The 18,788-nt window shown below is 61.2% G+C and carries 19 protein-coding genes and 4 tRNA genes; 12 read left to right on the top strand and 11 right to left on the bottom strand.

Translation table 11 applies throughout. From position 1 onward, the window contains the following. Positions 1-112 precede the first annotated feature (112 nt). Positions 113-1,348 (top strand): class I SAM-dependent methyltransferase, encoded by a 1,236-nt coding sequence (locus ACX3OW_RS20625; protein ID WP_459097673.1) that lies wholly within the window; start codon positions 113-115, stop codon positions 1,346-1,348. Between the two features lie 348 nt (positions 1,349-1,696). Here the strand turns inward: ACX3OW_RS20625 and ACX3OW_RS20630 are convergent. The 4 genes from ACX3OW_RS20630 to ACX3OW_RS20645 all read right to left on the bottom strand — a co-directional run bounded on the left by ACX3OW_RS20630 (position 1,697) and on the right by ACX3OW_RS20645 (position 3,015). Then, positions 1,697-1,771, bottom strand: a tRNA-Glu gene (locus ACX3OW_RS20630). A 53-nt stretch (positions 1,772-1,824) separates the two neighbouring features. Next, positions 1,825-1,899: transfer RNA gene (locus ACX3OW_RS20635), tRNA-Glu, on the bottom strand. 72 nt (positions 1,900-1,971) lie between these two features. Further along, positions 1,972-2,448: a YcbK family protein gene (locus ACX3OW_RS20640; RefSeq protein WP_459097674.1), complete on the bottom strand. Its 477-nt coding sequence runs from the start codon at positions 2,446-2,448 to the stop codon at positions 1,972-1,974. A gap of 150 nt (positions 2,449-2,598) precedes the next feature. Continuing rightward, complete coding sequence (locus ACX3OW_RS20645) at positions 2,599-3,015, bottom strand: VOC family protein (RefSeq protein ID WP_459097675.1); 417 nt, start codon at positions 3,013-3,015, stop codon at positions 2,599-2,601. Between the two features lie 239 nt (positions 3,016-3,254). Between ACX3OW_RS20645 and ACX3OW_RS20650 the strand changes: the two genes are divergently transcribed. Further along, complete coding sequence (locus ACX3OW_RS20650; RefSeq protein WP_459097676.1) at positions 3,255-3,815, top strand: cold-shock protein; 561 nt, start codon at positions 3,255-3,257, stop codon at positions 3,813-3,815. 11 nt (positions 3,816-3,826) lie between these two features. Beyond that, positions 3,827-4,309, top strand: a complete 483-nt coding sequence (locus ACX3OW_RS20655) for a DUF192 domain-containing protein (protein WP_459097677.1) — start codon at positions 3,827-3,829, stop codon at positions 4,307-4,309. On the opposite strand, the gene trhA is transcribed toward ACX3OW_RS20655, so the two are convergent. Continuing rightward, positions 4,310-4,993, bottom strand: a complete 684-nt coding sequence (gene trhA / locus ACX3OW_RS20660; protein WP_459097678.1) for a PAQR family membrane homeostasis protein TrhA — start codon at positions 4,991-4,993, stop codon at positions 4,310-4,312. A 190-nt stretch (positions 4,994-5,183) separates the two neighbouring features. On the opposite strand from trhA, the gene ACX3OW_RS20665 reads away from it, so the two are divergent. Next, positions 5,184-5,579 carry an ArsR/SmtB family transcription factor gene (locus tag ACX3OW_RS20665; protein WP_459097679.1) on the top strand — a complete coding sequence of 132 codons (396 nt, stop codon included), beginning with the start codon at positions 5,184-5,186 and terminating at the stop codon, positions 5,577-5,579. A gap of 673 nt (positions 5,580-6,252) precedes the next feature. Here the strand turns inward: ACX3OW_RS20665 and ACX3OW_RS20670 are convergent. Then, positions 6,253-6,329: transfer RNA gene (locus ACX3OW_RS20670), tRNA-Arg, on the bottom strand. Between the two features lie 61 nt (positions 6,330-6,390). Continuing rightward, positions 6,391-7,485, bottom strand: a complete 1,095-nt coding sequence (locus ACX3OW_RS20675; RefSeq protein ID WP_459097680.1) for a LacI family DNA-binding transcriptional regulator — start codon at positions 7,483-7,485, stop codon at positions 6,391-6,393. 191 nt (positions 7,486-7,676) lie between these two features. Between ACX3OW_RS20675 and ACX3OW_RS20680 the strand changes: the two genes are divergently transcribed. The 8 genes from ACX3OW_RS20680 (at position 7,677) to ACX3OW_RS20715 (ending at position 16,621) form a co-directional block, all read left to right on the top strand. Next, positions 7,677-8,915, top strand: coding sequence for an ABC transporter substrate-binding protein (locus ACX3OW_RS20680; protein WP_459097681.1), 1,239 nt, complete (start codon positions 7,677-7,679; stop codon positions 8,913-8,915). Positions 8,916-9,121: 206 nt separating this feature from the next. Continuing rightward, positions 9,122-9,991, top strand: a complete 870-nt coding sequence (locus ACX3OW_RS20685) for a carbohydrate ABC transporter permease (RefSeq protein ID WP_459097739.1) — start codon at positions 9,122-9,124, stop codon at positions 9,989-9,991. Continuing rightward, on the top strand, positions 9,991-10,917 hold the full coding sequence (locus tag ACX3OW_RS20690) for a carbohydrate ABC transporter permease (RefSeq protein ID WP_459097682.1): 927 nt from the start codon (positions 9,991-9,993) through the stop codon (positions 10,915-10,917). Before ACX3OW_RS20685 ends, ACX3OW_RS20690 begins: the two co-directional genes overlap by 1 nt. 4 nt (positions 10,918-10,921) lie before the next feature. Beyond that, positions 10,922-12,004, top strand: a complete 1,083-nt coding sequence (locus ACX3OW_RS20695; RefSeq protein WP_459097683.1) for an ABC transporter ATP-binding protein — start codon at positions 10,922-10,924, stop codon at positions 12,002-12,004. 185 nt (positions 12,005-12,189) lie between these two features. Then, positions 12,190-12,939, top strand: coding sequence for a sugar phosphate isomerase/epimerase family protein (locus ACX3OW_RS20700; RefSeq protein ID WP_459097684.1), 750 nt, complete (start codon positions 12,190-12,192; stop codon positions 12,937-12,939). A gap of 6 nt (positions 12,940-12,945) precedes the next feature. Beyond that, positions 12,946-14,085 carry a Gfo/Idh/MocA family protein gene (locus ACX3OW_RS20705; RefSeq protein WP_459097685.1) on the top strand — a complete coding sequence of 380 codons (1,140 nt, stop codon included), beginning with the start codon at positions 12,946-12,948 and terminating at the stop codon, positions 14,083-14,085. A 161-nt stretch (positions 14,086-14,246) separates the two neighbouring features. Then, a complete protein-coding gene (locus ACX3OW_RS20710; RefSeq protein ID WP_459097686.1) occupies positions 14,247-15,302 on the top strand; it encodes a sugar phosphate isomerase/epimerase family protein in 1,056 nt (351 codons plus the stop codon). 167 nt (positions 15,303-15,469) lie between these two features. Further along, positions 15,470-16,621, top strand: a complete 1,152-nt coding sequence (locus tag ACX3OW_RS20715; protein ID WP_459097687.1) for a Gfo/Idh/MocA family protein — start codon at positions 15,470-15,472, stop codon at positions 16,619-16,621. Between the two features lie 34 nt (positions 16,622-16,655). Here the strand turns inward: ACX3OW_RS20715 and ACX3OW_RS20720 are convergent, their stop codons facing one another. The 4 genes from ACX3OW_RS20720 to ACX3OW_RS20735 all read right to left on the bottom strand — a co-directional run bounded on the left by ACX3OW_RS20720 (position 16,656) and on the right by ACX3OW_RS20735 (position 18,758). Next, positions 16,656-17,522: a TraB/GumN family protein gene (locus tag ACX3OW_RS20720; RefSeq protein ID WP_459097688.1), complete on the bottom strand. Its 867-nt coding sequence runs from the start codon at positions 17,520-17,522 to the stop codon at positions 16,656-16,658. A 10-nt stretch (positions 17,523-17,532) separates the two neighbouring features. Then, on the bottom strand, positions 17,533-18,276 hold the full coding sequence (locus ACX3OW_RS20725; protein WP_459097689.1) for a sulfite exporter TauE/SafE family protein: 744 nt from the start codon (positions 18,274-18,276) through the stop codon (positions 17,533-17,535). A 70-nt stretch (positions 18,277-18,346) separates the two neighbouring features. After that, positions 18,347-18,652: an ETC complex I subunit gene (locus ACX3OW_RS20730; RefSeq protein ID WP_459097690.1), complete on the bottom strand. Its 306-nt coding sequence runs from the start codon at positions 18,650-18,652 to the stop codon at positions 18,347-18,349. Between the two features lie 29 nt (positions 18,653-18,681). Then, positions 18,682-18,758, bottom strand: a tRNA-Pro gene (locus ACX3OW_RS20735). Between the last annotated feature and the right edge of the window lie 30 nt (positions 18,759-18,788).

Raw genomic sequence — 18,788 nt, forward strand, 5'->3', positions numbered from 1 at the left:
ATAGCCCGAGAAGCACCGTTTTCGTGCCTCGGAATATGTCGCCGACGCTCAGATTGAGGCGGCGCCCGGCCGCCGCCTTGCCAAGTTTTTCGATATTTGGATCAGCGGCAAGATGACGAAAACCGTAGCAGAAAATAGCAATACCGGCGTAACGCCGTGGACGCATTTCGCCTCCTGGGCCGTCGAACAGATCGGCCTGAAACTGGTCGGTAAGCCCCGCCACGGGGCGCTCACCGTCATCCTGCCCAATGGCCGCACCCGCACCGTAGGCAATCCGGCGACCGGCGAGCGCGCGGTACTCCGACTACGCAATTTCCGCGTCATCACCGAGGCGATGCAGCGCGGCACGGTGGGCTTTGCCTCCGCCTATATGAATGGCGATATCGAGGTCGATGATCTCACCGCGCTGTTCCGCTTCTTCCTGCAGAATCGCGACATGTTCGAGCAGGCCAATCCCGGCTTTTTCCGCAAGGCGGCCGGCGACCTGCATTATCATCTGTCCCGACGCAACACGCTGGAAGGCTCCAAGAAAAACATCGCCGAGCATTACGACCTCGGCAATGATTTCTACGGCCAGTGGCTCGACCCCTCGATGACCTATTCCTCAGCGGTCTTCACCTCGGGCGATCAAAGCCTCGAAGAGGCGCAGCTCATCAAATATCGCCGCGTCGCCGATATGGCCGGTGTCACCGCCGGCTCCAGCGTGCTGGAAATCGGCTGCGGCTGGGGCGGCTTCGCCGAAACCATCGCCCGGGACTATAAGGCCAATCTGCGCGGCATCACCCTGTCGGCCGAACAGCTCAAATTCGGCCTCGAACGCCTGGCGGGGCAGAGACTCGATGAATTCGCTACCCTGGTTTTCGAGGATTATCGCAATACCGAAGGCCAGTTCGACCATATCGGCTCCATCGAAATGATCGAGGCTGTGGGCGAGGACAATTGGCCCAGCTATTTCCAGACCATCCATGATCGCCTCAAGCCCGGCGGCACCGCCGCCATTCAGGCCATCACCATCAATGAGGCTGATTTCGACGGCTATCGCAGCGGCCCCGATTTCATCCAGCGCTACATCTTCCCCGGCGGCATGCTGCTGACCAAGACGGTGATGCAGGAATTCGGCGACAAATATAATCTGGTGCTGGAAAACGTCGAAACCTTCCGCCTTAGCTACGCCAAGACGCTCAAGCTGTGGCGCGAGCGCTTTCTCGAACGCTGGCCGATGATTGCTCCGCTCGGCTACGACGAAGAGTTCAAGCGCAAATGGGTGTATTATCTCAGCTATTGCGAGGCCGGCTTCACCGAAGGCTCGATCGATGTGGGGATCTATCAGTATCGCCGCCCCCTCTGAGCGCCAGCGGACAGCGCTGGAGCGAGGAAGCTGCTGCTTGGATGCTCCGGTCGTCGGGCGTCTGCCCCCTCCTGCCCAGCCCTCTAATAATAGGGGAGGGGCTGCATCATGTGTAGGCCGCTCTGGATTTGACCAGAAGGAAGCCAAATCCCCTTGCCCTTCGGTGGTGAGGGTTGGAGTGAGGGTGGTACGGCTCCCCCCTCGCAGGACAACTTCGAGCTGCCACTGGCCCGATTCGGCGAAGCAACGAATCAAACACACCGAGCCGCCGCCCAAACGGGCGATTCTCAATGCAACATCAGTGAAAATGAAACTGGCGAGCCCCAGAGGGGCGAATTGCCAAGACCTTGGTACGCCCAAGGGGAATCGAACCCCTGTTCCCGCCGTGAGAGGGCGGTGTCCTGACCGCTAGACGATGGGCGCGGAGCAAGGAACTCGAATGCTAGCTTTTCAGCAACCCCGCTAGCAAGGGGAAATGGTACGCCCTAGGGGAATCGAACCCCTCTCTGCACCGTGAAAGGGTGCCGTCCTAACCGATAGACGAAGGGCGCCTAAGCGCTGGGTGTCGTATAGTTTGGGGATTTCAGTTGTGCAACCCATAAGCGCCAAAAAACGCAAATTTATCAACAGCCCGAGAAGGTGACAGGCCGATTGTAGCCGCGCGGCCGGTCGCGCACGTCGACATGGATGAACTGGCGGCCCGGATAACACCCCAATCCGCCGACGCTGTCGGTGCGCATGGCGAAATCTATCAGCTGCTGCTTGTCGACGCCGGGAATGTAGAAATCGGCGGCCATGCAGCGGGTATGGTAGGAATTGTCGGCGCCGCCGGCTGCATTATTGTGCTGGCCGTCGCGATAGCCCGAACTCATCACCACCTTGCGGCCGAAATGGCCTTCGAATTCCCACACCAGGAATCGCAGTTTGGGCGACAGGCAGAAGGCGTTGACCTCATTGCTGGCGACAAACGTGCCCCAGTCATTCTTTTTGCCGGAATAGCCAGCGCCGCTGGAGCTGGCGAACATCGCCATGGGCACGCACGCTGTCAGCATCAGCGTCGTGGTCGCGATGGCAAAGAGAGTGCGGAGAGGAGCGGGCATGGCGACTTCCAGGCGACCTCTGCTGCATTTTTGCAACAGATAACGGTCCATTCGGTGAAGTCGCTAAAATACGATCGGTTTCGCTAACCGCCGCCTAACGGTGACGGTTAACGAATTGCTTGTGGTAGTCACGTCAACGTCAGCAGCGTGTTACCACTTTCCGGTGTTCGGCATCGACAGCCACGGCTCCTGCGGGGGCAGGGAACCCTCCTGGATCAGCTCCACCGAGATCCCGTCCGGCGAGCGCACAAAGGCCATATGCCCATCACGCGGCGGCCGGTTGATGGTCACGCCCATATCCATAAGATGCTGGCACAGCTGGTAAATATCTTTCACCCGATAGGCCAGATGGCCGAAATTGCGACCGCCGGTATATTCCTCGGGGTCCCAGTTATAGGTCAGTTCCACCTGGGCGCTTTCATCCCCCGGCGCCGCCAGGAAAATCAGCGTAAACCGGCCTTTTTCATTCTCTGTCCGCCGCGTTTCCTGCAGCCCCAGACCTTCGCAATAGAATCGCAGGCTGTCCTCGACATTGGTCACCCGGACCATGGTGTGCAGATATTTCATGGCGCATCTCCTTGCGAAATCGGTTGGCCAAGGGCCTAGCAAGCGCCAAGCGGCTCGGCAACCGAACCAATTCCAAACAGAGTCTTAACAAGCAGGGCTGAATCGGACAGAGTGCAGATCGGTAAAGTGATTTGTACCTCGCGTCAGCGAGGCGAGTGCGAAGGGTTTTGGGGCGTATGGGGGGGAAATTCACCGACGAAGGCAACGATGCCGCGAGGCTGTCGGGTACGACAGCCTCCGTGGGCCATTCCGACACGCCATCCCCAGCCGGCGAATCCGGCCTCGATACCATTGAAATCTCCGGCGCCATCAAGTGGTTCGATGCCGGCAAGGGCTTCGGCTTCATCATCCCCGATGATGGCCAGCCCGATGTGCTGCTGCATGTGACCTGCCTGCGCCGCGACGGCTACCAGACCGCTTATGAAGGTGCCCGCATCGTCGTCGAGGCGCTCAATCGTCCCGGTGGCCTCCAGGCCTTCCGCATCGTTTTTATGGACGAATCGACCGCCCGCCACCCCGCCCAGATGTCGGCGCCCCGCACCCATGTGGTGGTGGAGCCAACCTCGGGTATGGTCCGGCTCGAAGTGAAGTGGTTCAATCGCATTCGCGGTTTCGGCTTCCTCTCGGCTGGCGAGGGCACGCCCGACATTTTCGTCCATATGGAAACGCTTCGCCGCTTCGGCATCACCGAACTGCGGCCAGGCCAATATGTGCTGGTGCGCTACGGCAATGGTCCCAAGGGCCTTATGGTCGCCGAAATCCGGCCCGATGGTTGGGGCGACGCGCCGTCTTCCCACTAGGAATTGCCCCTATGATGCTGTCTGCTCTGGATTTCGCCCCGGTCCTGCGCCGCGCCGGAGCGGTTATTGCCATTGCCGCCTTGGCCCTGCCGCTGCCCGCTTTTGCGGACGATTCCAGGCTCGTGCTGCATAGCGCGACTGGCGACTACAGCTTCAATGTCGATGTCGTCGATACGCCCGAAAGCCGGGCGCAGGGGCTGATGTTCGTCACCGAACTGGCCGACGACGCCGGCATGCTGTTCGATTTCAAGGAAGTGCGTCCGGTCTCGTTCTGGATGCGCAATACCTTCATTCCGCTCGACATGATCTTTGTCGACGCCGACGGGGTGATCAAATCCATCCACGTCAATGCGCGCCCCCACGACGTCACCTCGATTCCCTCAGGGGCGCCGGTGCAGTTCGTGCTGGAAATTCCGGGTGGGCGTTCGGTCGAAATCGGGCTCAAGCCCGGCGACACCATGGAGCATGACCGCGTCGGGACGCTGGCGGACTGACTACAGCCGGTGAATGACCATGCAGTCGATCACCGCCCACAGATGCAGGCTGGCCCCCGCGACCACGAACACATGCCACAATGCGTTCTGGAACTTCAGTCTTTCCCACAAATGGAAGACGATGCCGCAGGAATAGGTCACGCCCCCGGCCAGCAGCAGCCACATGGTCGTGGCGGGCAGGGTCTGTGCCAGCGACTGGAACACCAAGATCCCGCTCCAGCCAATCGCCAGATAGAGCACAATGGCCAGCCGTCCGAAGCGCTCCGGCACGATAAGCTTGAGCGCCACCCCGATCAGCGAGGCGCCCCAGACAAAACTGGTCATCAGCATGCCGGTCGTCGTGCCGCCCATGACGGCGAGAAACGGCGTGTAGGAGCCTGCGATGAACAGGAAGATGGCCGCCTGGTCGAAGCGTGCCAGCACCATCTTGATCGGCGAAACCGGCCATAGATTATAGGCCAGCGATACGCCAAGCACCGTCACCAGCGAGCCGACATAGACCACCAGCGCCGGCACCGCTTCCGGCGCCGTCTGCAAAATGGCGAAAGCCAGCAGCACCGAACCAGCGGCGATGGCGACGATCAGACCGAAGATATGGACGATACCATCGACCACTTTTTCGGCACGGGTGAACGGCCGTTGTTCGCGGCTCCACCATGAATATGTCGCTGACAGCTTCTGCACGGTCGTCCCTCCGGTAACCGCGACCTTGGCGCAGGGAAGTGACCAGATTATTGCCGCAACGCGGCCATCGCGCGGCATCGTAAAGCCCGGCTCAACACATCTGGTGAACAACCCCTTGTCTGGCAAGGGCAAAGCTTGACGCGTAACGCTGTCGTTACTACTGCATCGGCCAAAGCAGTTCGGAAACCGCATGCCGCCCATCGCCACCCTTGTCGCCCTGGCCGACCCGACCCGTTGCCGCATTCTCGAAATCCTGCGCAACGGACCGCAACCGGTTCACGTCCTTGCCGGCTCCTTCGATATCAGCCGTCCGGCGATCTCGCGACATTTGCGCGTGCTCAAGCAAGCACGATTGATCAGTGAGAAAAAGTCCGGTCGCGAAAACCGCTATGGCCTGCATCCGTCCCGGCTCAGGCCGGTCGAAACTTGGCTGGCCGGCTTCACTGCGCCGGTGGCAAAGACTGCGGCGATTGTGCCAGCGGCAAAAACCACGGCTATCGTGGCAGAGCCGGCTCCTGCGCCCCCCGAACCCTCACCCAAGCCACGCGCGGCCAAGCCGGTATCGCAGATGGGCTTCGATTTTTAGCAAATTTGGAAAAATGCGGCGCTAGAGCCGGTGGCGGCGAGCGGAGCAGGGGATTCGTCGCTCACCAGATTTCGGCATCAGCGGCAGCAGGCTGAGTCGTCGCTGTTCGCCTCACGCGGGCAGGACCAGCCTACCTGGCTGTCGAATCAGGCTCATTGTCAGGCTCTTTATTGGCCCGCTCGGTGCTGGATGGTCGGTAATGTGAGTTGAACTTGTCTTCCCAGGGATCGAAAGGCTCTGCTGCCGGGCGTTCTGCTGCATCGTCGTCCGGTATTGGTTGGTCGGTCAAGACATCACAAACCAATAGGCCGCAATGATGCAAGCGCCCGCCACCAAAATATACTCCATTTTCCGTATAGTACTCATCGGTCTGCCCCAGCTGATTGGGCGCTTCTAGCCCTTGAATTCATCGCGCGCAAGTAACGATTCTGCGTCTATTTACAACAACAGAAAATTATGCAGTCGGCCAAGCCTGGACCGCGCATGAATGTGACAATTTGCTGTCGTCCACTTGGACAAGGCGCCAAATCTGCGACCCAGCATCAAGAACCACCGCTTCACTGGAGCCCCAGAGGTGCGTAGCACCCTTATGGTTCGCGCATCCACGAACGATCCATACTCGCCCAGCGAAAGGGCAACTCCATCATAGTCATTGATATTTATGGAGTTTTTATGGCGATCCCGGGAGGACTCGAACCTCCGACCAACAGCTTAGAAGGCTGCTGCTCTATCCGGCTGAGCTACGGGACCGGCGCATGTGGCTTCATTTAGCGTATTTCGGCACAAAGGAAACGCCCTTGTTGCCGCAAGTTCATTCTGATGTGGCGGATTGGTCGAGGGCAGGGGCCCGCGCTGTGCTGCCCCGTATAATTATCTCCGAACTCAGCACCATATGCATCGGCACCCGGCTCTGCTGCTGGCCTTCGATGATATCGATCAGTGCGCCGGCCGCGATCCGGCCCAGCGCGGCGCGCGGCTGCCGCATGGTGGTCAGCGGCGGCCAGATATTGGACGCCACCTCCAGATCGTCAAAGCCGATCACCGAGATATCGCGCGGGCATTCCAGCCCGTTCCGGCGCAGCCCGGCAATGAAGCCGATGGCGCTCTCGTCATTCGCCGCGAAAACGGCCGTGGGCCGGTCATCCAGCGCCAGATAGTGCCGGGCGGCGGCCTGGCCCGACGCCATGTCGAAACCGCCCGCCAACAGCCACTCCGGGCGAATGGCGAGGTCGGCGGCTCTCATTGCCTGGGTGAAGCCGGTTTGCCGTTCGCCGGTCAGCACATTGTCGGCCGGCCCCCTGATATGGCCGATCTTGCGGTGCCCCAATTCGATCAGATGCCGCGTCGCTTGCGCCGCAGCGAAGACATTGTCGGTCTTGACGGTGTGGAACGGGGCGTGCGGAATTTCCTCGCAGGCCACGATCAACGGCACCGGCATCGGATCGCCGGCGAGCATCATCAGCTGCTCGAGGTCCACCGAGCCATCGAACAGCAGTAGGCCGTCGACCCGGTTGGATTGAAAATAGTCGCGCATCCGCCGCCCTGACTCGGCGCTCGAAAACCGGTTGGCCACCAGCACGCCATAACCGCGCGAAGCGGCCTCGCGTTCGATGGCATCGAGGATGGTTGAAAAGAACGGATTGCGGATATCGGGCAGCGCCACGAGGATAGTTCGGGCGGTTCGCTGGCGCAACGAGCGGGCCGATTGGTTGGGTGTGTAGCCGGTGACGCGCACCGCCTCGGAAATACGGTCGCGAGTGCTCTCGCTGACCCTTTCGGGGCTCGAAAGGGCGCGGCTCACGGTGGCGGTTGAAACCTCTGCAAAACGTGCAACGTCTTGAATCGTCGGTGTTTTGTTCACCAAATTCATGCCTGACAGCGCCCCCTTTCGCTGTCGGAAAGTCATTCTGTCTAAATCGGTATTGACAGGCGCGCAAGACGTGTATGAAACTAATGAAATCGATTGCAGAGATTTCGGGGACGGAGCATGCAATCGATTACACGCTCGCCAGCAGGGGAGGCCTCACAAGAAGGCAACCCTGTGGCTGGCAGGCTCGCAGGGGCGTTTCGCTCCAAGTGATCGTTGGGAGGACAACTATGAAGAAATTTGCAGTGGTTGCCGCTATGGCAACTGCTCTCCTCGGCTCCACGGCAGTCAATGCTGCGGATGTCGAAGTTATTCACTGGTGGACGTCGGGTGGCGAGCAAGCCGCCGTGTCCGTCTTCGCTCGCGAGTTCGACGCCCTGGGCGAAGACAAGTGGGTCGATACGGCCATTGCCGGTGGCGAAAACGCCCGCTCGGCCACGCTGCAGCGCACTCTTGGTGGCGATCCTCCGGGCGCCGCCCAGTTCAACATCAGCCGTCAGTTCGAAGAGCTGGCCCAGGCTGGTCTGCTGCTCGACCTGACCCCGCTTGCCACTGAAGAGGGCTGGAAGGACTTCATCCGTCCCGCCGCGATCCTCAATGTCTGCGAGTTCGAAGGCAAGATCTACTGCGTCCCTGTGAATATTCACTCGTGGCAGTGGGGCTGGGCTTCGGTTCCGGCGTTCGAAAAGGCCGGCCTGAGCCTGCCCAAGAACCTCGACGAATTCATCGCCGACGCGCCCAAGCTGCAGGAAGCCGGCATCATCCCCTTCGCCATCGGTGGCGAAGCCTGGCAGATCGGTGGCGCCATGGGCGTCGTCATGCTGAGCCAGCTCGGCAAGACCGGCCATGAAGCCATCTACAAGGATCGCAATCTCGACGTCGCCGGCGGGCCCGAAGTCAAGCACGCCATCGAAATCTTCAAGTCGCTCAAGCAGTATACCGACGAAGGTTCGGCCAACCGCACCTGGAACGACACCACCAACCTCGTGATCAATGATCAGGCAGCAATGCAGATCATGGGTGACTGGGCTCGTGGCGAGTTCGCCGTTGCCGGCGAGAAACCCGGCGTCGATTACGCCTGTATCGCAGGCCCGTCCGAGCAGCCTTATCTCGATACCGGCGGCGACATCTTCCTGTTCCCGAAACAGGATGACGCTGCGGTTGAAGCCGCTCAGCTGAAGATGGCCTCCATGATGGTCAATCCGCAGGTCCAGGCCCTGTTCAACAACGCCAAGGGTTCGCTCCCGGTGCGTGACGACGTTGACATGTCCCTGGCCGACGATTGCATGAAGGTCGGCCTCGAGATCCTCAAGGACCCCGATCACGTGATCCAGGGCGCCGGCATCTATCTGACCCAGGACTCGGTCGGCCAGATGGACGACCTTTGGGCCGAAGCCTGGGCCAACCCCGACCTGAGCGTCGAGGAAATCCAGCAGCGCTTCGTCGACATCATCGCGTCGGCTGAATAACCATCGCTGACAAGCCGGGTGGCTCCGCATAGGGCCGCCCGGCTTGGCATTTCGGGGCAAACCTGGTCGCGCCTGAGTCGGACCGCCCTTCACTACGACCCATAAGGGAAATCGTCATGGCTCAGCTTGCTACGGCCAAAGAGGACGGGACTGCCGTTAGGGTAGTGTCTTCCTCTGGGCGGAAGCCGTTCCGCCTGTCGACGCTCATGTCCATCTTCGGCACCATCCCGATGATTGTCACGGCGGTCGGCGTTTTCGTCCTCTGCATCATCTACGCCTTCGTGCTGTCCTTCACCAATTCGCGCATTTTCCCGGCTTTCGCGCCGGAGAATTTCGTCGGGCTCGATCAGTATAAGCGCCTGTGGTCCACCGGCCGCTGGCTGGTCTCGGTCAACAATATCTGGTTCTTCGGCCTGCTCTCGATCGGCGCCAACATGACGGCAGGCTATCTGCTGGCTGTGTTCATGGATCAGCGCATCAAGGCAGAGGACTGGTTCCGCTCGATTTTCCTCTATCCCTTCGCCATGTCGCTGGTCATTACCGGCCTGGTCTGGCGCTGGATTCTCGATCCGAATTACGGCATCCAGGCCACCGTCCGCGGCCTTGGCTTCACCGAATTTGCCTTCGCGCCGCTGGTCAATTCTGGCACCGCCATTTACGGCCTCGTCGTCGCCGGCATCTGGAACGGCGTTGGCGTCACCATGGCGATCATGCTGGCCGGCCTGCGCGGCATCGACAGCGAAATCTGGAAGGCTGCCCGTATCGACGGCATCCCGACCTGGAAAACCTATCTCTTCATCGTGCTGCCGATGATGCGCGGCGCCATTCTCACCGCCTTCATCCTGCAATGCGTCGGCGTGGTCCGCGTCTATGACCTGATCGTCGCCATGACCCAGGGCGGCCCCGGCATCTCCACCCAGATGCCCGCCGTCTTCGTCATCCAGCACATTACCGACCGCTCCAATGTGGGGCTCGGCATGGCCGCCGCCACCATGATGCTGCTGCCGGTGATCGTGTTGCTCGGCATTCAGGCCTTTGCCCAGTGGCGTGCCAACCAGGTCAAGGAGAGCGCATAATGACCACCGAAATTCTCGCCGCCTCCGCCGCCACCCGTACCCGTATCGAAGCCGGCCCGCGCGGCGCCAAGCCCAAGACGCTGACCATCGGTCGCGTCGGCGTCTATGTATTCCTCGTCCTGGCCGCTCTGTTCTTCCTCATGCCCCTCTGGGTCATGGTGGTGACCTCGCTCAAGGCCATGCCGGAAATTCAGATGCGCCACATTTTCCAGTGGCCGCAGCAGATCACCTTCGAACCCTGGCTCAAGGCCTGGGACACCGCCTGTACCGGCCGTGACTGCAACGGCCTCAAGCCCGGCTTCCTCAATTCGGTGAAGATCACCCTGGTCGGCACCACCATTTCCATCGTCATCGCCGCCCTCAATGGCTACGCGCTGTCGTTCTGGAAATATAAGGGCGCCAATATCCTGTTCGGCCTGCTCGTGTTCGGCGCCTTCGTGCCCTACCAGGTGGTGATCTATCCGTTGATCATCGCCCTGCGCGAACTGGGGCTGTTCGGCACCTTCCCCGGCATCATCATCATCCACACCATCTTCGGCATGCCGATCCTGACGCTGCTGTTCCGCAATTTCTTCGCCTCGCTGCCGCCCGAACTGTTCAAGGCAGCGCGCGTCGACGGGGCAGGGTTTTGGCAGATTTTCTTCCAGATCATGGTGCCGATGGCGGTGCCGATCACCATCGTGGCCGTCATCCTGCAGGTCACCGGCATCTGGAACGACTTCCTGTTCGGCACCGTGTTTGCCGGTCGCGAGAACATGCCGATGACCGTGCAGCTCAACAACATCGTCAATACGACAACCGGCGTTCGCGAATACAACGTGCACATGGCGGCGACCATTCTGACCGCTGCCGTGCCGCTGGCTGTCTATTTCATCTCAGGCAAATGGTTCGTCCGCGGCATCGCCGCCGGTGCGGTGAAGGGTTAAGCAGATGCAACACAGTGTTTCCATCCGGGATCTATCGCTCAGTTTCGGCAGCGTGAAGGTTCTCGAACATCTCGACCTCGACATCGCGCAAGGTGAGTTCATCGTGCTGCTCGGGCCTTCGGGCTGCGGCAAGTCCACCTTGCTCAATTGCATCGCCGGTCTGCTCGACGTGTCCGACGGCCAGATTTTCATCGGCGGCAAGAACGTCACCTGGGAAGAGCCCAAGGATCGTGGCATCGGCATGGTGTTCCAGTCCTATGCGCTCTATCCGCAGATGACGGTGGAGCGGAACCTCAGTTTCGGCCTGCGCGTCGCCGGCATGAAGAAGGACGAGATCGACAAGCGCGTGCAGCGTGCTGCCGAAATTCTGCAGATTCAGCCACTCTTGCAGCGCAAGCCGGTGGAACTGTCCGGCGGCCAGCGCCAGCGCGTCGCCATCGGCCGGGCCCTGGTGCGCGACGTCGACGTGTTCCTGTTCGACGAGCCGCTATCCAACCTCGACGCCAAGCTGCGCAGCGATTTGCGCGTCGAGATCAAGCGCCTGCATCATCGCCTGAAGAATACCATGATCTACGTCACCCACGACCAGATCGAGGCGCTGACCCTGGCCGACCGCATCGCCGTGATGAAAAACGGCGTCATCCAGCAGCTGGCCGATCCGCACACCATCTACAACAAGCCAGTCAATCTCTATGTCGCCGGCTTCATCGGCTCGCCGCAGATGAACATGCTGCATGGCACGCTGGACGGCACGACCTTCACCGCCGATGACGGCACGGTAATTCCGGTGGGCACCTATCACTTCACCGATCCGGTCAGCGCCAGCACCAAGGCGGTGCTGGGCGTGCGCCCCGAACACATCGTGCTGGGTGAGGACGTCAAGAAGATGCCGTTCTCGCTCGAAATCGAGATCGAAATCGTCGAGCCGATGGGCTCCGACACCTTGGCCTGGACCAAGATCGCCGGCCATCCGGTGACCTTCCGCGTCGATAGCGATGTCCATCTCAGCGTTGGTCAGAAGCTGGTTGTCGGCTTCGATCCGGCGCGCGGCTCGATCTTCAGCGCCGAGTCCACCAACCGTCTCTAACCGATTTCCCGCATTGCGACAGCGCCTTCGGGCGCTCCGCTCCTGTCTCGCCTCAATGCGTCAGGCCAATGTTACTTTTGCGGTGATTGGTCTGCCGGGCAGGCGCGACGGCTTCCCGAAACCACGCTATCCCAAGCATCTCCAGCGGATGCGATTGCCCATTCTAACGTTACAGCGAGGCCCTAATGACCGTTTTGTCATTCCAGCTCTACAGCGCCCGGAATACCCCGTCGCTTGAAGATTTTCTCAGCAAGCTCGGCGCGCTGGGCTACACCCAGGTCGAGGGCTATGGCGGGCTTTATGACGACGCTGCCGGCCTGGCCGCCAGTCTCAAGAAGAATGGCCTCGCCATGCCGACCGGCCATTTCGGCCCGGCCCAGGTGGCCGATGTCTCGACCACTCTCAAGACCGCCGAAACCCTCGGCATGAAGAAGATCTTCTGCCCCCATATCGGCCCTGAAGGCCGCAGCGCCGACGAGTCCAAATGGCTCGAACTGGCCGAAATGCTGGCCAAGGCCGGCGAGACCTATGCCAAGGAAGGCTATGGCTTCGGCTGGCACAACCATGATTTCGAATTCGTGCCCACCAGCTCGGGCCGCACGCCGATGGAAATCATCCTCGAAACCGCGCCCAATATTGAATGGGAATGCGACGTGGCCTGGGTGGTGCGCGGCAAGGCCGATCCACTCGCCTGGTTCGACCGCTATGGCAGCCGCATCACTGCCGTCCACGTCAAGGATATCGCCCCCGCTGGCGAATGCCTTGATGAAGATGGCTGGGCCGATGTCGGCCATGGCGTGCTCGACTGGGACAATCTGATCGGCAAGGTGCAGGCCAAGACCAAGGCCGAATATTTCGTCGCCGAGCACGACAAGCCCTCTGATGAGCTGCGTTTCGCCACGCGCTCGATCGCTACCGCCAAGAAGTGGAAATAAGCTAAAATGGCCAAGACCTTTGGCGTCGGCATCATGGGTGCCGGCAATATCTCCAGTGCCTATCTGCGTCTCGCGCCCCTGTTCAAGGGGCTCGAGGTGCGCGCTATCGCCGATATTCTGCCCGCTGCAGCCCAGACCCGCGCCGAGGAATTCGGCGTGCGGGCGCAGACGCCTGACGAGCTGCTCAACAACAGCGAAATCGACGTCATCGTCAACCTGACCATCCCCGCCACCCATTATTCGGTGTCGATGGATATCGTCTCGGCCGGCAAGCACGCCTATTCCGAAAAGCCCTTCGTGCTGTCGCTCGAAGAGGGCATGGCGCTGAAAAAGGCCGCCGATGATCGCGGCCTCAATGTCGGCTCGGCCCCGGACACCTTCCTCGGCGGCGCGCATCAGCAGGCCCGCGAAATCATCGATAGCGGCAAGCTCGGCAAGATCATGAGCGGCACCACCCACGTCATGAGCCGTGGCATGGAGCATTGGCATCCCAATCCGGACTTCTTCTTCCAGCCCGGCGCCGGCCCGATCCTCGATCTCGGCCCCTATTATGTTACCGATCTGGTCCACCTGCTCGGCCCGGTGAAGCGCCTGTCGGCCTTCACCAACATGGCCCGCACCGAGCGTGAAGTGACCGCCGAAGGCCCCTATAAGGGGACTTTCGTCAAGGTCGGCACGCCCACCACCATCCATGGCATTCTCGAATTCGCCTCCGGGGCCATCGTCACTATCGGCGCCAGCTGGGACGTGGCGGCGCATGGCCACCACAATATCGAGCTTTACGGCACCGATGGCTCGATCTTCGTGCCCGATCCGAACTTCTTCGGCGGCGATCTGGTCACCGCCAATATCGCCGGCGAGCGCAGCAACGTCACGCCGTGGGATCATCCCTTCGGCAAAGCCAATCAGGAACTCGACAAGCCAATCCCGCGCGCCAATTACCGCGCGGCCGGCCTCGCCGACATGATGGCCTCCATCGAGGGCGGCTATCGCGCCCGTTGCGGGCTCGACGTGGCGCTGCATGTCGTCGACGTGATGACCAGCCTGCTCAAGGCCGGCGAGAGCGGTCAGGTGCTCACCCTGTCGACCACCTGCGAGCGCCCGCTGGCCCTCAGCCCGACTGACGCATTGGCGCTGCTGAAGTAATTGAGGTGCGTACCTCATTGACAGGCCCATGGGCCTGTCGAACAATGCAAATAACAACAGACCTCATCCTGGGCCAGTCAAAGGGGCAGGGTGGGGTCTAGTGCTGAATCGGTAACGACAAGGCGCCGCCATCGGGCAGGGGCCACACGAGGAGAATCGACATGCGCACCATCAAGGGGCCCGCAATCTTTCTGGCGCAATTCGCGGGCGACGCGGCGCCGTTCAATTCCTTCGACGCCATTTGCGGCTGGGCCGCCGGCCTCGGCTATAAGGGCGTGCAGATCCCGACCTGGGTCGGCAGCCTGATCGATCTCGAAAAAGCCGCCACCTCCAAGACCTATGCCGATGAACTGGCCGGCACCGCCGCCAAGCATGGCCTCGCCATCACCGAGCTTTCCACTCACCTGCAGGGGCAACTGGTTGCCGCGCATCCGGTTTACGACACCATGCTGGATGGCTTTGCCCCGGCTGCCGTCCACGGCAATCCCAAGGCCCGTCAGGAATGGGCGGTGCAGCAGCTGAACTGGGCGGCCAAGGCCTCGCAGAATCTCGGCCTCACCGAACACGCGACCTTTTCCGGCGCACTGGCTTGGCCGTTCCTCTATCCATTCCCGCAGCGCCCGGCAGGCCTGATCGAAGAAGCCTTTGACGAACTGGCCCGCCGCTGGATGCCGATCCTCAATACGTTCGACGAAAACGGCGTCGACGTCTGCTACGAAATTCACCCCGGTGAAGACCTGCATGACGGCGTGACTTACGAGATGTTCCTTGAGCGCGTGAACAACCACCCGCGCGCCAATCTGCTCTACGATCCCAGCCACTTCGTGCTGCAGCAGCTCGACTATCTCGACTACATCGACATCTATCACGAGCGGATCAAGATGTTCCACGTCAAGGACGCCGAGTTCAATCCGACCGGTCGTCAGGGCGTTTATGGCGGCTATCAGAGCTGGATCAACCGGGCCGGGCGTTTCCGTTCGCTCGGCGACGGCCAGGTCGATTTCGCCTCGATCTTCTCCAAGATGGCACAATATGACTTTGCCGGGTGGGCCGTGCTCGAATGGGAATGCGCCATCAAGCACCCCGAGGACGGTGCGCGCGAAGGCGCCGAGTTCATCAAGAACCACATCATCCGCGTCACCGAACACGCCTTCGACGATTTTGCGTCGGCGGGTACCGACCTCGCGGCCAACCGCAAGATTTTGGGGCTGAGCTAAGACGGTCCAGTCGGGCCTCCCTCCCCCTTGAGGGGAGGGATCGAGGGAGGGGGTCGTTTGAGCTCTTGTGCTGAACTACGCCGACCCCCACCCTAGCCCTCCCCTCAAGGGGGAGGGGACGCCCACTTGGATAACCTTGAACAAACAACGACAATAGGGAGGCTTCAATGGCTGAAAACGGCGCAAAGCGCATTCGCTTGGGCATGGTTGGCGGCGGCACGGGAGCCTTTATCGGCTACGTCCACCGCGTCGCGGCCCGCATCGATGGTGATTATGATCTGGTGGCCGGCGCCCTGTCGTCGCGCCCTGAGGTAGCCCTCGAATCCGGCCGCAATCTCGGGCTGGCCGAAGACCGCATCTACACCTCCTACGAGGAAATGGCCCGCGCCGAGGCCGCCCGCCCGGACGGTATCCAGGCCGTCGCCATCGTCACGCCCAACCATATGCATTACGGTCCGGCCAAGGCGTTCCTCGAAGCCGGCATCCACGTCATTTGTGACAAGCCAATCACCAGCACTTTGGAAGATGCTCGCAAGCTTGCTGCCATTATTCCCAAGAATGGCGCCCGGTTTCTTCTTACCCATAACTACACCGGCTTCCCGCTTATCCGGCAGGCTCGCGAACTGGTCGAGTCCGGTGCGCTGGGCAATATCCGCGTCATCCAGGTCGAATACCCGCAGGATTGGCTGACCGAACCGGCCGCCGACGACAACAAACAGGCCTCCTGGCGCACCGATCCGGCCCGTTCCGGCGCCGGCGGCGCCATCGGCGATATCGGCACCCATGCCTATAACCTCGCCCGCTTCGTCACCGGCCTGACGACCGACTCGGTGTCGGCCGATCTGACCAGCTTTGTCGAAGGCCGGCAGCTTGATGACAACGTCCACATCATGCTGCGCTTCGAAGGCGGGGCCAAGGGCATGCTTTGGGCCAGCCAGGTGGCGGTCGGCTGCGAAAACGGCTTGCAACTGCGCGTCTACGGCGACAAGGGCAGCATCGAGTGGCGGCAGGATAACCCGAACTACATGTGGTTCGCCGAATTCGGCAAGCCGCGTCAGCAGCTTACGCGTGGCGGCGCCATTTCCGGCACTGCCGCCTCCACGATGAATGTCCGCATCCCCTCCGGCCACCCCGAGGGGTATCTGGAAGCCTTCGCGACGCTCTACAGCCAGTTTGCTGCGGTCATCCGTGGCGACGGCGCAGCCTATGAAAGCCTGCTGCCCACGCTGGCCGATGGCGTCGAAGGCATGCAGTTCATCATCGCCTCGGTGCAGTCCAGCCAGAACGACGGCAAATGGACCAAGCTCAGCGACGTCTGACAGTCACAAAAAATCCCCGCGAAAGCGGGGATTTTTACTGCACCCGCTGCACCTGATACCCAGCGTGCTCCAGCAGGTCGAGCACGCTGCCATCGCCGATCAGATGCGCCGCGCCGACAATGACCAGGTTTTCCCGATTCTCCGCCAGCATGGCCTCGATCGGCCCGAGCCAGTTCTGGTTGCGCGCATAGAGCAAGCGATCGAGAAACGCCGTCTCAAAGCCCCCCAGCTCCATCAGGAACAGGTCGGCCAACTGCTCGGGTGTGCCGGCCACCCAGCGCGTCTTCATCTTGTCCATCAGCTTGGGTAGCGCGTCGAGCTGGTCGAGCGTCGCCTGCAGCATGGCCAGTTGCTCATCGTCCGGCGCTCCCGCCAGCACCTCCAGCTGCTCTGCGCCGGTTTCGAGAGACCCAAGCCGCTCTTCACTGATTTCTGGCTGCAGGATGAATTCGACGCCTTGGTCCTGATAGCCATGCGCGGCCAGCATCTGCACCGTGATGGTATTGGTCGCCATCCAGGGGCGCATAGCCAGCACCATCCCCATCGGCATATCCATCGCCGCCGCCTGCTGGCGCAATTGCGCTTCCAGCGCCTCGTCCATCACATCGGTCAGTAGTGTGCCATCGACATAGATGCCGCGCGCAAAAGCGTTAGCGCCCATCTGGGCAATGGCCGCCGGGCGCACATCGGTTTCGAACACCACACTGTCGGCTTCAGCCAGCACCCCGTCAAACAGCTCGGTCCGCCATTCCGTGCCCTCGGGCAGGATGTGGAACGAGCCAAACAGCCAGATGGAACTGTCGTCGTCCCGCACTTCCCACAGGGCCGGGTCGGCCAATGCGGGACTGACCAGAGCAAAAACCATGAGGACCGGGAGCAGGCAGCGAGCGGACAGCGTCATCGGATACCTCTTAAACCCAGAGTACGACACTACCCCAGACCAGCGTCAAACCCGACACCAAGAGCAACATCAGAATCAGGCGGCGGAATGTCTGCGTCGCCAGCCGGCGGAACAGCAGCACGCCCAGCACCGCCGGAACCGACAAGACCGGGGTGATCCAGACAAACATCACCAGCGCCTCATTGGTAATGCCGCCGGACAGCGCATAGGCGGTGAGGGTGGTGATGTGCATGGCGATATTGAACGCCTGCAGCACGCCACGCTGGGTATCCTTGTCCCAGCCGCGCAGCGTGGTCCACAGCGCCGGCACCGGTCCAGAGATCCCGGCCAGCCCGCCCAGCACGCCACCGGCAAAGCCGGCCGCGCCATCGGCAATTTTGCCGCCATGATGCCAGGCATAGTCAGCCGGCATCAGCAGCATCACCGGGCAATACAGCAGCAGGAACACGCCCAGCGCGAATTTGAACAGTGTCGGGTCGACCCATTGCAGCAGCACCACGCCGAGCGGCACGCCGATCAACCCGCCAAGCACCAGTGGCACCAGCTTGCGGATATCAAAGCCGCGCCACACCCAGGGCAGGGCGACCAATTGTCCGATGAGCGAACCAAACACCGCCATCGGGGCCGCCAACTGCGGATCGATGGCCCAGGCCCAGATCGACAGCGCCACCATGGAAAAGGCAAAGCCGGAGACACCTTGGGCAAACCCGGCGGCGGCGGCCCCGAGCAGCACGATCACCATGACGCTATCCATGCGATCTCCCAAAAAACAAAAGCGCCACAATCACTTGCGGCGCGTTGCAGATTCTATGTCTGAGAAAACCCTAATGGGTCCAGGGCGTCTTGCGGTCGGAACGGAAATTGTCCGGGTAGCTCTGGCGCTTGGGGATGTCGTCATGCGCCGACAGCACCGAATAGGCGAGGCCATTCTTCTGTGCGTAGGCCTCGGCTTCGTCCTGGGTGTCGAAGCTCAGCTTGACCTGCTGGCGCGTATCGCCGGAGCTCGTATAGCCCATCAGCGGATCAATTTCCCGTGGTGAGGCTGGTTCGAAGACCAGTACCCATTGCTTGGAATTGCCGCGTCCCGACTGCATGGCATTGCGGGCCGGGCGGTAGATACGGGCGATCATGCAAAGTCCTCAACACGATGCAAATATGATGGTCGGAGTACAAAGATTCGAACTTTGGACCCCCGGTTCCCAAAACCGGTGCTCTACCAGGCTGAGCTACACTCCGAAATCGATCGACTGGTTAGCCTGTTCGTTT

Source organism: Devosia sp. A449 (assembly GCF_054489375.1).